The following is a 13764-nucleotide window of genomic DNA, read 5'->3' on the forward strand; positions in this document are numbered from 1 at the left end:
GAGGTCATAATGAAACTATTAATTTTGGGCAACCATACCTGCGGGAACCGAGGGGATAGCGCGATCCTGCGCGGTTTGCTGGATGCCATTAACGCGTTGCGTCCTGAGACTGAAGTGGATGTTATGAGCCGTTACCCGGTGAGCTCCTCATGGTTGCTGAACCGCCCGGTGATGGGCGATCCGCTGTATTCGCAGATGAAGCAACACAACAACGCAGCGGGTGTTATGGGGCGCGTGAAGAAAGTGCTGCGTCGCCGCTATCAGCATCAGGTACTGCTCTCGCGTGTTACCGACTCCGGTAATCTGCGCAATATCGCTATCGCCCAGGGTTTTACCGATTTTGTTCGTCTGCTGTCGCGCTATGACGCCATCATCCAGGTCGGCGGATCGTTCTTTGTCGATCTGTATGGCGTACCGCAGTTTGAACATGCCCTGTGTTCGTTTATGGCGAAAAAACCGTTGTACATGATTGGTCACAGCGTGGGGCCATTCCAGGATGAGCAGTTTAATCAACTGGCGAACTACGTGTTTGGTCACTGTAATGCGTTGATTTTACGTGAATCCGTCAGTCTTGATCTGATGAAGCGCAGCGCAATTACCACGGATAAAGTTGAAACAGGCGTGGATACGGCCTGGCTGGTCGACAATCATCATGAGGATTTTGAGCCAGGTTATGCGGTACAGCACTGGTTACACATGGCGGCTAAACAGAAGACTGTTGCCATTACATTGCGTGAACTGGCTCCTTTTGATAAGCGTCTGGGGACAACGCAGCAGGCCTATGAGCAAGCCTTTGCCGGAGTGGTGAACCGCATCCTCGATGAAGGTTACCAGGTGATAGCGCTGTCAACCTGCACCGGTATTGATAGTTACAACAAAGATGACCGCATGGTGGCGTTAAACCTGCGCCAGTATGTTAACGACCCGGCCCGATATCACGTGGTGATGGATGAACTTAACGATCTGGAGATGGGGAAGATTCTGGGGGCATGCGATCTGACGGTGGGTACTCGCTTGCACTCGGCCATCATCTCGATGAATTTTATGACGCCAGCCATCGCCATTAACTACGAGCATAAATCGGCAGGGATTATGCAACAGTTGGGGTTGCCGGAGATGGCTGTCGATATTTGCCATCTGCTCGATGGCAGTCTGGAAGGAAAGGTCGCCGATACCCTCGGACAGTTACCTGATCTGAACATACGGCTTGGGGATGCTGTGACACGCGAACGCGAACGCGGGGTACACATGGTGCAGTCGGTTTTAACGCGTATTGAGGGGGAAAAATGAAGATTGGCTTTTTCCTGCTTAAATTTCCGCTCTCTTCTGAGACCTTTGTACTCAATCAGATAACCGCATTTATCGATATGGGCTACGACGTGGAGATTGTCGCTTTGCAGAAGGGCGATCTTGAAAATACGCATGCCTCATTTAATACCTACCGGCTGGGTGAAAAAACGCGCTGGTTGCTCAATGAACCGGAAAGCAAACTGGCGAAGCTGAAATATAGGGCCGCGGCGGCTCTGCACGGTCTCACCCGCGCAGCGACCTGGAAGGCGCTTAATGTTGCACGCTATGGCGAGGAGGCGCGCAATCTGATTTTGGCGGCTATTTGCGGCGGGAATCCGCAGGCGTTTCAGGCAGATGTCTTTATTGCTCATTTTGGGCCAGCAGGCGTAACGGCCGCCAAGCTGCGTGAGCTTGGGATGATCCGCGGAAAAATCGCCACGGTATTTCACGGCGTCGATGTTTCGCATCGGGATGTGCTTACCCGCTATACCCCTGAGTATCAGCAACTGTTTCAACGTGGAGATTTGATGTTACCCATCAGCAATCTCTGGGCCGGACGTTTAAAAAACATGGGATGCCCGCCGCAAAAAATCGCGGTTTCGCGTATGGGTATCGACATGACGCGTTTTACCCCTCGCCAACTGAAAGCACCAGCTGCACCGCTGGAAATTATCTCTGTCGCCCGGTTAACCGAGAAAAAAGGACTGCACGTCGCCATCGAAGCCTGTCGTCAGTTAAAAGAGCAGGGCGTTTCATTTCGTTATCGCATTCTGGGTATCGGCCCTTGGGAGCGTCGTTTACGTACGCTGATCGAGCAATATCAACTCGATGACGTGATTGAGATGCCCGGCTTTAAGCCCAGTCATCAGGTAAAGGAGATGCTTGAGCAGGCGGATGTATTTTTGCTGCCGTCGATCACCGGAAGAGACGGCGATATGGAGGGGATCCCGGTAGCGCTGATGGAGGCGATGGCGGTGGGTATTCCGGTGATTTCTACCGTTCACAGCGGGATCCCGGAGCTGGTCGAGTCGGGTAAATCTGGCTGGTTGGCACCAGAAAACGATGCGCAGGCACTGGCAGAGCGTTTAGCGGCATTTAGCCTGCTCGACAGTGAGCAGGTACAGCCGATTGTGCAGTGTGCGCGCGAAAAAATTGAAACTGAATTTAATCAGTTAGCGATCAATAAACAGTTAGCCAGTCTGCTGCAAACGATGTAAGTCGAGGTTGTATGTCAGAGAACAAACTCTCACGCCGTACTTTTCTGACGGCAGGCTCTGCGCTTGTCGTATTGCATACTCCCGTTGTCCGGGCGCTTGAATCATCGGGCAGCGTCAACATTCAGGATTACAACCCAAAGGATTGGGTCGCTTCATTCCGGCAGGCGTTCAAAGAAGGACAAACGGTAGTCGTACCCAAAGAACTGGAATGCAAGGATCTCAATACCGCTATCGTTATTCCCCTTGGCAAAACGCTACACCTGCAAGGCAGAATCAGCGGCAATGGCCGTGGTCGCTTTGTTCTGCAGGATGGATGCAGGGTAGTGGGTGAGAAGGGCGGGAGCCTGAGGAATGTTACCCTCGATGTGCGCGGTTCGGATTGCGTGATAAAAGGGATTGCCATGAGTGGTTTCGGGCCAGTGACGCAAGTCTATATCGGCGGTAAGACACCGAGGCTGATGCGCAATCTGGTTATCAATGATATTACCGTCACGCGCGCTAACTATGGGATCCTGCGTCAGGGCTTTCATAACCGAATGGATGGCGTAAAGATTACAAACTGCCGTTTTAGCGATCTTCAGGGGGATGCCATTGAGTGGAATGTGGCGATAAACGACAGCAACATCCTCATTTCTGACCATGTCATTGAACGTATTAACTGTACCAATGGCAACGTGAACTGGGGCATCGGCATCGGGCTGGCGGGCAGTACCTATGACAATTCCTATCCCGATGAACTGGCGGTAAAAAACTTTGTCGTGGCGAATATCACCGGTACCGACTGTCGACAGCTAGTCCATGTAGAGAACGGCAAACATTTTATCATTCGTAATATCACTGCACGAAATATTACCCCAGATTTTAGTAAGAAAGCGGGCATTGATAATGCGACGGTCGCTATTTATGGATGCGATAATTTCGTGATTGATAATATCAATATGGAAAATAGCGCAGGTATGCTCATTGGCTACGGTGTTATTAAAGGACGATATTTATCCATTCCGCAGAACTTTAAGTTAAATAATATCCATCTGGATAACACAAAACTTGAATATAAATTACGCGGCATTCAGATCTCATCAGGTAATGCAACGTCGTTCGTGGCCATCACCAACGTGGAGATGAAGCGAGCCACGCTTGAGTTGCACAACCAACCGCAGCACCTTTTTTTACGTAACATCAGAGTGATGCAGCAATCCACAACAGGACCCGCGCTCAAGATGCACTTCGATCTACGCCAGGATGTGCGCGGCAAGTTTATGGCCAGACAGGACACACTACTCTCACTGGCCAACGTACATGCGGTAAACGAAAGCGGGCAAAGTTCAGTTGACATCGATCGGGTAAACCATCAGGTGGTGAATGTCGAAGCGGTGAATTTTCGACTGCCGGGGCAGGGGAGGTAACCCCCACTATATTCTTACTGGATATCATTGGCTAAAAGATTATAATCACCCAATTACTGTTAAAGCTGGGGCTGGGCAGCATTGACTACTCAGGGAAGACGCTCATCTTTATCATATGTTTCTTGTGTTACGAACAGACAAAGTGATTTATGAACGATAAAGTTTTGCTCATCGGTGCCTCCGGATTCGTGGGGACCAGACTCCTGGAGACGGCTGTTGCGGATTTTGATATCAAGAATCTGGATAAACAGCAGAGTCATTTCTATCCGCAAATCACGCAAATCGGCGATGTTCGCGATCAACAAATTTTGGATCAGGCGCTTTCAGGCTATGATACGGTTGTTTTGTTAGCGGCTGAACATCGTGATGATGTCAGTCCTACTTCACTCTATTATGATGTGAATGTCCAGGGGACGCGCAATGTATTGGCCGCTATGGAGAAAAATGATGTTAAGAACATCATTTTCACCAGTTCTGTTGCGATCTATGGCCTGAACAAAACCAACCCTGATGAAAATCATCCTCACGATCCCTTCAACCACTACGGTAAAAGCAAGTGGCAAGCGGAAGAGGTTCTCCGTGAATGGCATGCTAAAGCGCCTGATGATCGTTCGCTGACTATCATTCGTCCAACCGTTATCTTTGGTGAGCGCAACCGTGGTAACGTTTATAATCTGCTCAAGCAGATTGCTGGCGGTAAGTTTATGATGGTTGGGGCGGGTACGAATTATAAATCAATGGCTTATGTGGGTAATATTGTTGAGTTTATCAAGTATAAGCTGAAGAATGTGACTGCTGGTTATGAGGTTTATAATTACGTTGATAAACCTGATCTGAATATGAATCAACTGGTTACCGAAGTTGAACAGAGCTTAAGTAAAAAAATCCCCTCAGCACACTTACCTTACGCTTTAGGCATGTTAGGTGGCTATTGCTTTGATATTTTGGGTAAAGTGACCGGCAAAAAATATGCTGTCAGCTCTGTGCGCGTGAAGAAGTTCTGTGCCACTACACAGTTTGATGCAACTAAAGTCCACTCATCCGGTTTTGTCGCACCTTATACATTGTCTCAGGGGCTGGATCGCACTTTAAAATACGAATTTTTGCACGATAAGAAAGATGACATTACGTTTGTCTCTGAGTGATTGCTGTTTGTTGAGTGTTTGGGGCTTAGCTAACTTCGATTTTTCGGAAATGCTATAAAACTGACGAGATGAGTTCGTTTCCGAGGAATCCGAGTTCACCTCGGTGCTGGTGAAGTGTAAAGTTTGCATTCGGTTTACCTTAACCTGGTTATTTCGTGTTAAGGATGGAGCCAGCAATATTGGCTAACGTACGGCTAAAGTCTATACTTTATCAGCCGTTTGGAGGTAGGAGAGAGAATGACTAATTTGAAAGCAGTTATCCCGGTAGCGGGCCTGGGGATGCACATGTTGCCTGCCACGAAGGCAATCCCTAAAGAGATGCTGCCGATCGTAGACAAGCCGATGATTCAATACATTGTCGACGAAATTGTAGCTGCCGGTATCAAAGAAATCGTTCTGGTGACTCATGCGTCTAAGAACGCAGTTGAGAACCACTTCGACACCTCTTACGAACTCGAATCACTCCTTGAGCAGCGTGTTAAGCGCCAGCTCTTAGCCGAAGTGCAGTCTATCTGTCCTCCGGGCGTGACTATCATGAACGTTCGTCAGGCTCAGTTACTGGGTCTGGGTCACTCCATTCTTTGTGCTCGCCCAATTGTTGGTGACAACCCGTTCGTCGTGGTGCTCCCGGATGTCGTTCTTGATACCGCGAGTGCGGACCCTCTGCGCTACAATCTTGCTGCCATGGTTGCTCGTTTTAATGAAACCGGGCGCAGTCAGGTACTGGCCAAGCGTATGGAAGGCGATCTTTCTGAGTACTCTGTTATTCAGACCAAAGATCCTTTAGACAACGAAGGCAAAGTCAGCCGTATTGTTGAGTTCATCGAAAAACCAGACCAGCCGCAGACACTTGATTCCGATCTGATGGCCGTAGGGCGCTATGTGCTGTCTGCTGATATTTGGGCAGAATTAGAGCATACCCAACCAGGTGCCTGGGGGCGTATTCAGTTGACGGATGCCATCGCTGAGCTGGCGAAAAAACAGTCTGTTGACGCCATGCTGATGACGGGTGACAGCTACGACTGTGGTAAAAAAATGGGCTACATGCAGGCGTTCGTTAAGTATGGACTTCGTAACCTGAAAGAAGGGCCTAATTTTCGGAAAGGTATTGAGAAGTTGCTGAGCGAATAGCTTTCAGATCTTTGTAATAATATTTAGTAAAAAAGCGGCAGCTAACATCCCAGAGTCTATGCATTATGCATTGGAATGTTACTGTCGCTTTTTATATAAAAAGTAAATAATTACAATAGGTTAGTCCGCTCGGCTTAATCTGTTTTTTGTTGGATTTTTCCTTGTTTCTGGTTGCATTTGGTAAGACAATTAGCGTTTGAAGTTTGGAACGCTGTGCGATAACTGGCGGGGCTGGTTACACCACTATCATTAAGTAGTGCTCTGGTTGCTGCAAAGCCAGGGGCGGTAGCATGGGTAATACCAGATATGTGAATTGTTTGCCAGCATGTTAATAGTAGTCATATAAACGATATTCGGAATTAAAACGTGAAAATACTAGTTACTGGTGGGGCGGGTTTTATTGGATCCGCAGTTGTTCGTCATATTATTAAAAATACTCAGGATACCGTTGTTAATGTCGATAAACTAACCTACGCCGGTAATCTTGAGTCTCTTGCCGAAGTCAGCGAAAGTCACCGCTACTATTTTGAACATGCGGATATCTGTGATAAACCGGCAATGGAACGTATTTTTGCCGCGCATAAGCCGGATGCGGTGATGCATCTGGCAGCTGAAAGTCATGTTGACCGCTCTATTACTGGGCCAGCAGCTTTTATCGAAACGAATATTGTTGGTACCTACGTATTGCTGGAAGCAGCCCGTGGCTACTGGAACGAGCTGGATGCTGATAAAAAACAGGCATTTCGTTTCCATCACATCTCCACAGATGAAGTATATGGCGACCTGCCACATCCAGATGAAGTGGCTGTCGGTAGCGTACTGCCTCTGTTCACTGAAAAGACGGCTTATGCGCCGAGTAGCCCATACTCTGCTTCAAAGGCCTCAAGCGATCATCTGGTTCGCGCATGGCTGCGCACCTATGGTTTTCCAACGATTGTCACTAACTGCTCCAATAACTACGGTCCGTATCACTTCCCTGAAAAGCTGATCCCGCTGGTGATTCTGAATGCGCTGGAAGGTAAAGCATTGCCAATTTATGGCAAAGGCGACCAGATTCGCGACTGGCTTTATGTCGAAGATCACGCCCGAGCGTTGTACACCGTAGTGACCCAAGGGATTGTAGGTGAAACATACAATATCGGTGGTCATAACGAGAAGCAAAACCTGGACGTGGTGCATACTATCTGCGACTTGTTGGATGAGATGGTGCCAAAAGAAGATTCTTACCGAGAACAACTTACTTACGTGACTGACCGACCTGGGCATGACCGTCGTTATGCAATTAATGCCTCAAAAATCAGTAATGAATTGGGTTGGAAACCACATGAAACATTTGAAAGTGGCATCCGTAAAACGGTGAAATGGTATCTGGAAAATCAGAAATGGGTAGATAATGTTAAGACGGGAAATTACAAGATCTTGGATCACCAAAAATTATAAGTATAGAAGTTAAATCAGATTTAAAGTATAAATAGAATTTGCCATTTATATGACAAATTATTATATCAAATTTTGTTTTGTGAGGTGAAAATATGAAAGGGATTATATTGGCTGGTGGGTCTGGCACAAGACTGTATCCAATAACGAAGGGAGTTTCAAAGCAACTTTTGCCTGTCTACGATAAACCAATGATTTATTATCCTCTTTCAGTATTAATGTTAGCTGGAATACAAGATATAATTATCATTACAACACCTGAAGATAATAATAGTTTTAAACGTTTACTAGGTGATGGTTCAGATTTTGGAGTTAATATATCTTATGCAGTTCAACCTAAACCTGAAGGATTAGCTCAGGCATTCATTATTGCTGAAGATTTCATTGGTGATGACAGTGTTTGCTTGGTTCTGGGCGATAATATATTCTTTGGTCAAAGTTTTAGTAAGAAATTACGTGAAGCAGCTCAAAATAAAAATGGTGCGACTGTTTTTGGCTATCAAGTAATGAATCCTAAAAGTTTTGGTGTGGTTGAATTTGACGACGAATATAATGTTATATCCATTGAAGAAAAACCAAAAACACCAAAATCAAATTGGGCTGTTACTGGTCTTTATTTTTATGACAATGATGTTATCTCTATTGCAAAAGATATTAAACCCTCAGAACGAGGTGAACTTGAAATTACCTCAATTAACCAACAATACCTCAAAAAGGGAAAATTAAAGGTCGAGTTACTCGGTCGTGGTTTCGCTTGGTTAGATACGGGAACACATGAAAGTTTGATTGAAGCCGGCAATTTTGTTGAAACCGTGCAAAAACGTCAGGGGATGATGATCGCTTGCCTTGAAGAGATCGGTTGGCGTAATGGTTGGGTAACATCTGCAACTTTAGAATATCGGGCAAAAGAGCAAAGCAAAAATGATTATGGTAGCTATCTCTTAAGAATTTTGGGTGGGGCTCAATAACTCTATGGAAATTAAACTTATCCCACTTCAAACTCATGGTGATGATCGGGGGTGCTTGGTATCCCTTGAACAAACAAAAAATATACCCTTCGAAATTAAAAGAGTATATTACATGTTTGATACTAAGCAAGGCATAAGCCGTGGTTATCATGCTCATATCAAATTAAAACAGGTTGCTATTGCTGTAAAAGGTTCCTGTCGGTTTATCCTCGATAATGGTTCAGAACGTGTTGATATTATTCTGAATAATCCAGCACAAGGTTTGTTAATAGACTCGACAATGTGGCGAGAAATGCACGATTTCTCAGAAGACTGTGTGCTTATGGTACTCGCTGATTCTTTTTACGATGAAACAGATTATATTAGAGATTATAATCAATTTAAATCATTAGTTAATAGCAGTAAGTTATCAGACTAAAGAAATTTTATTAAAAAAAGGCTTGCAAAATGAATAAGATTATAGATTTTTTAAATTTGGGTAAAATAAACAATAAGTATAGAGCAGAAATATTAGAAGCATTTACCCGAGTATTAGACTCTGGATGGTACATCGGAGGTAGAGAACTGAAAAACTTTGAGTCGGCTTTTGCAAAATATTGTGGTGTGAAATTTGCCATTGGTGTTGCAAATGGATTAGATGCTTTAACTTTAACACTACGCGCTTGGAAGCTTATGGGTAAATTAAAAGATGGGGATAAAGTAATTGTACCCGCAAATACATATATTGCTTCAGTTTTAGCTGTTACTGAAAATAAACTCCGGCCTGTATTTGTTGAACCAAATATTAATACCTTTAATTTATCAGCTGATAATGTAGAAAAGCATATTGATGATGATGTAAAATGTATCCTTGCTGTTCATCTTTATGGCCAAATTAGCCCAATGGATGAATTGACAGCATTGGCTGCCAAACATAACTTATTGGTACTTGAGGATTCGGCTCAGTCTCATGGTGCGAACCTTGCGGGAATTAAAAGTGGGAATTGGGGTGATGCTAGCGGTTTTAGCTTTTACCCGGGTAAAAACCTCGGTGCGTTAGGCGATGCAGGATTAATCACCACGAATGATGCTGAACTAGCTGATATGTTAATTGCATTACGCAATTACGGTTCATTTAAAAAATATGAGAATACTTATATTGGTGTTAATAGCCGGCTTGATGAACTCCAGGCTGCCATTCTTAATATAAAACTATCTCATCTTGAGAATGAGAATGAGAATAGAAGGAGAATATCAAGTTATTATAGGATTCATATTAATAACCCGAAAATAAAACTGCCGACAGTGAAAAATGAGAGTGAACATGTCTGGCACCTTTTTGTTATTACGACAAAATACCGTGATGAATTGCAGAAATATCTCAAAGATAATGGTATTGAAACACTTATTCACTATCCAATTCCACCCCACAAGCAAAAAGCGTATGCAGAATATAACCATTTATCGTTGCCGATTACTGAAGAAATACACCGAACAGTGTTGAGTTTACCAATTGATACCACAATGTCTGAAGAAGATATGATTAAAGTTGTGAGTGTCATCAATGCGTTTTAGTCGTTTGTATTTTCAGTAGAGATAATAATATATGAAAGTTATTGATACAGGGCTTGATGGTTGTCTGCATATCCAACCTAACGTATTCAAGGATGAAAGAGGTTATTTTCTTGAAGCTTTTCACGAAAAGAAATACGCAGAATTTGGTATTGTGGATAAATTCGTACAGGATAATCGTTCACGTTCAGTCAGGAATGTGTTGCGGGGCTTGCATTTTCAAATATGTAAGCCACAAGGCAAATTGGTATCAGTTACAGCAGGTGAGGTTTTTGATGTTGCGGTAGATTTACGCCCAATGTCAAGAACCTTTGGTAAGCATTATTCAGTTATACTAAGCTCAGATACACATAACCAACTTTATATTCCTCCCGGTTTTGCACATGGATTTTGTGTACTTTCAGAAACAGCTGATTTTCAGTATAAATGTACCAGCTTCTATGATTCCAATGATGAGGGTGGGATCATCTGGAATGATATAGAACTCAATATACCTTGGCCTATAGAGATACCAATTATATCCGCAAAGGACCAAAAATTATTATCATTCGCGGAATTTAAATCCAGGGTTTTAGCATGAGAAAAACTAAGGTTTTTATTATTGGTGGGAATGGGTTTATTGGTAGCGAGATCGTAAAAGAATTTGCCCATGAAGAGGTTGAAGTAGTCGTTCCTGCGAGAAATGAACTGGTTGCTGGTAATGGTGAAAAAGATATCATCATTTACTGTGCAGGTAATGGTGATTGTTCAAAACCTGAACAAATGCTTGATTCGAATATTAATTATCTGCAGAGAGTTTTAATTCATTGCACCTTTAAAAAATTAATATATTTATCTTCAACCAGATTGTATCTAAATTCGGAATTATCTGACGAAGATTCGGCAATAACTATTCACAGTGAAGATAGTAGACGTCTTTTTAATTTAACAAAACTCACTGCAGAAGAATGTTGCTTAAAATCTGAAAAAAATACTCTTATAGTTAGACCAAGTAATGTATATGGTAAAGCCTTTGATAGTAAATTATTTCTTCCAATGATTGTCAAACATGCAATTCTTAACAAAAAAATTAATATGTATGTCGATAAAGATTATAGTAAGGATTATGTCTCAGTAAGTGATGTTGCAGATGTGGTGAAATATCTTGCGTTAAACTACAATGGCAATAATGATATATTTAATATTGCTTCTGGAAAAAATACTACAGCGCTAGAACTTGCAAATATAATTCAATCAAAAATTAATTGTGAAGTTGTTTGGAATGAAAATACAACAAAAGAAAAATTCCCATTAATTAATATTTCTAAAATTAATGGTATTATGCAATACACTCCAAATAGTGTAACCGATGATTTATCTCTAATGATCGATAAGTTTGTAGAACGTTTTCAAAAAGAGATATAGGATGATTATTAAAACTGCATTCTGGGCTATGTCACAGACATTAGCAAAACTAATAGCTGGTTTTATAATTATCAAATTGATTGCAAAAGTGGGAGGGCCTGATGCCCTCTCTAATTTTGGCTTATATCAAAACTTGGTGACTGTATTATTAATGGTAAGTGGCGGTGTGATGTTTGCAGGCGTAACATCAAAAATCGCAAGGGCCGAAAATAATGACGAGTTTACACGGTTTTATACTGGCGCCAATATATTTCTGAATAGACTGTTATTAATCTCTTTCTTTGTTTTTTTCCCATTATGCATCTTTATTTTATATGTCACGGTTGATTGGATGAGAGGTAACATAATTGCGTTGCTTCTACTATCGTTACCATTTATTTTACTACAAACGCGGTTTAATTTTTATTTGGCCGTTTTAAATGGACTAAGTAAGGTTAATTTATTAGCGCGAGATAATATTTATGCTAGTATTCTAACGATTCTGATTGCGTGCGTTGCTTTCTTCATCACAACTGATTGGCGATATTTTGCTATTTGTATGTGCCTAGGACCGACCCTCAGGTATATATATGTTGTTGGTAGAAATAAGCAGGAGTATAAGTTATCAGAAAACATAAAGCCTGAAAAAGATCTTCGCTACTTGTTGAGATACTCTCTCGTTGGTCTGATATCATCTCTTTGCCTGCCTATCGCACAAATCATTGCTAGAAATTTTATAACAAACCATAATGGACTTTTTGAATCAGGCATTTGGCAGGGATTAACTCGTTTTTCTGAAGTTTATTTAGTATTAGTCTCTTCGGTATTGAGTGTCTATGTATTACCAAAAATTTCTCCTGCCAAGAATAGAATACAAATAAAGGAATGTATACTTCCATTAATCATATTGTTGATACCACTTATTGGTATAGGTGTATTATTTATATACTGTCTAAAAGAATATGTTGTGATCATTTTGTTCAGCCGTGAATTTCTTCCAATGCAAGATTTATTCATTTATCAACTACCGGGCGATATATTCAAAATTTTTGCATGGGTTTTAACATTTTCATTGTTGGGATTAGGGAAAACAAAGACTCTTATTTTTTTAGAGTTAGCTTATTTTTGCACCTATCTAGCTCTGGTATATTTCGCTGTTCCAATCTATGGAGTTAAAGGCGCTGTTGTAGCATATTCTGCAAGTTATTTATTATATTTATTTCTTACAATAGCAGTATTTGTTTATTGGTATAAAAAATATGACAAGTAAGTATTCACCTAAAGTTTCTGTTATTATTATTACGTACAATCAAGAAGCATTCATTAGCGACACTTTAGATAGTGTGCTGGTTCAAAATTATCCTAATCTTGAAATCGTAGTAGCAGATGATGCTTCTACAGATAATACACCAATGATTATTGAGCAATACCATGAAAAATATCCTGAAATTATAAGGCCAGTACTAAACCCTAATAATTTAGGCATCACTGGAAATTCTAACGCAGCATTTTTTCATTGCACCGGGGAACTTATTGCAATCCTTGGCGGTGATGATATTTTTCTACCTGGCAAAATAGAAAAGCAAGTAAGACAGTTTGAAGATCCAAAAGTGGTCCTTTCCTATCATCAAGTTGATATATTTTTGCACCAAACAGGCGAAACTTTATTTGTGACAAACACCACTGAGCGTGAGTTTATCGGGAATGCATATGATATTATTTCTAAAGGTGGGATTCCTGGGGCTTCTTCAGTAATGGTGAGGCGTTCAGCTTGTCCTGAACATGGTTTTGATCCTCAATTTCCGGTTGTTTCTGACTGGATTTTTTACATTGAGGTCGCGTTAAAAGGAAAAGTTGCATTTCTCAATGAAATGCTCGGCCGCTATCGGAAGCATGGTAAAGGTGCGAGTGAACGTACCCTTGAACTTATGTCTGAGTCTTTAATGACCCTTGATGTTGTTATTGAGCGATATGGAAAAAATGATAGACACTTAATTAACGTTTGTAAGAAAGGGAAAAGACGTTATATTCTGGGTGAAGTTTATCGGCAGATTATTTTAAATAAAACGGAAAATATGCCGTACCTGTTTAAATTACTACAGCAAAACAATAATGGAATTGAAATATGTTTCATGAAATTTTTTGGAATTATTTTGTCAAATAAATCTATAGTCACATATTTATCACTTGTGCTACCTAAACTTAAAAATTTCATCAAGCGGAATATATTGTAAAG

At 41.9% G+C, this 13764-nt stretch carries 12 protein-coding genes and 1 pseudogene; all 13 read left to right on the forward strand.

Annotated features, from left to right (window positions below):
- Positions 1–9 precede the first annotated feature (9 nt).
- The 13 genes and pseudogenes from wcaK to OGY18_RS05430 all read left to right on the forward strand — a co-directional run bounded on the left by wcaK (position 10) and on the right by OGY18_RS05430 (position 13762).
- Entirely contained in the window at positions 10–1290 is a 1281-nt protein-coding gene (wcaK, locus tag OGY18_RS05370; RefSeq protein ID WP_286552146.1) for a colanic acid biosynthesis pyruvyl transferase WcaK, read from the forward strand.
- Positions 1287–2507 carry a colanic acid biosynthesis glycosyltransferase WcaL gene (gene wcaL / locus OGY18_RS05375; protein ID WP_286547729.1) on the forward strand — a complete coding sequence of 407 codons (1221 nt, stop codon included), beginning with the start codon at positions 1287–1289 and terminating at the stop codon, positions 2505–2507. Before wcaK ends, wcaL begins: the two co-directional genes overlap by 4 nt.
- An 11-nt stretch (positions 2508–2518) precedes the next feature.
- A complete protein-coding gene (wcaM, locus tag OGY18_RS05380; RefSeq protein WP_286552149.1) occupies positions 2519–3913 on the forward strand; it encodes a colanic acid biosynthesis protein WcaM in 1395 nt (464 codons plus the stop codon).
- Between the two features lie 149 nt (positions 3914–4062).
- Positions 4063–5058, forward strand: a complete 996-nt coding sequence (locus OGY18_RS05385; protein WP_063940478.1) for an NAD-dependent epimerase/dehydratase family protein — start codon at positions 4063–4065, stop codon at positions 5056–5058.
- Between the two features lie 237 nt (positions 5059–5295).
- Positions 5296–6189 (forward strand): UTP--glucose-1-phosphate uridylyltransferase GalF, encoded by an 894-nt coding sequence (gene galF / locus OGY18_RS05390; protein ID WP_286552152.1) that lies wholly within the window; start codon positions 5296–5298, stop codon positions 6187–6189.
- Between the two features lie 366 nt (positions 6190–6555).
- A pseudogene (rfbB, locus tag OGY18_RS05395) lies at positions 6556–7642 on the forward strand (dTDP-glucose 4,6-dehydratase).
- A gap of 79 nt (positions 7643–7721) precedes the next feature.
- Complete coding sequence (rfbA, locus tag OGY18_RS05400) at positions 7722–8594, forward strand: glucose-1-phosphate thymidylyltransferase RfbA (RefSeq protein ID WP_286552154.1); 873 nt, start codon at positions 7722–7724, stop codon at positions 8592–8594.
- A gap of 4 nt (positions 8595–8598) precedes the next feature.
- Positions 8599–9012 carry a sugar 3,4-ketoisomerase gene (locus OGY18_RS05405; protein WP_286552155.1) on the forward strand — a complete coding sequence of 138 codons (414 nt, stop codon included), beginning with the start codon at positions 8599–8601 and terminating at the stop codon, positions 9010–9012.
- A 38-nt stretch (positions 9013–9050) separates the two neighbouring features.
- A complete protein-coding gene (locus tag OGY18_RS05410) occupies positions 9051–10148 on the forward strand; it encodes a DegT/DnrJ/EryC1/StrS family aminotransferase (RefSeq protein ID WP_286552251.1) in 1098 nt (365 codons plus the stop codon).
- Between the two features lie 31 nt (positions 10149–10179).
- Positions 10180–10725 carry a dTDP-4-dehydrorhamnose 3,5-epimerase gene (gene rfbC, locus OGY18_RS05415; protein WP_286552158.1) on the forward strand — a complete coding sequence of 182 codons (546 nt, stop codon included), beginning with the start codon at positions 10180–10182 and terminating at the stop codon, positions 10723–10725.
- A complete protein-coding gene (locus OGY18_RS05420) occupies positions 10722–11549 on the forward strand; it encodes an NAD-dependent epimerase/dehydratase family protein (RefSeq protein ID WP_286552160.1) in 828 nt (275 codons plus the stop codon). The genes rfbC and OGY18_RS05420 overlap by 4 nt, the downstream gene beginning before the upstream one ends.
- Before the next feature lies 1 nt (position 11550).
- A complete protein-coding gene (locus OGY18_RS05425) occupies positions 11551–12798 on the forward strand; it encodes an MATE family efflux transporter (protein ID WP_286552162.1) in 1248 nt (415 codons plus the stop codon).
- Entirely contained in the window at positions 12788–13762 is a 975-nt protein-coding gene (locus tag OGY18_RS05430; protein ID WP_286552164.1) for a glycosyltransferase family 2 protein, read from the forward strand. Before OGY18_RS05425 ends, OGY18_RS05430 begins: the two co-directional genes overlap by 11 nt.
- The last annotated feature ends 2 nt before the right edge of the window (positions 13763–13764 follow it).

The organism is Citrobacter sp. Cpo142 (genome assembly GCF_030332425.1).
GTDB classification, from domain to species: Bacteria; Pseudomonadota; Gammaproteobacteria; order Enterobacterales; family Enterobacteriaceae; genus Citrobacter; species Citrobacter portucalensis.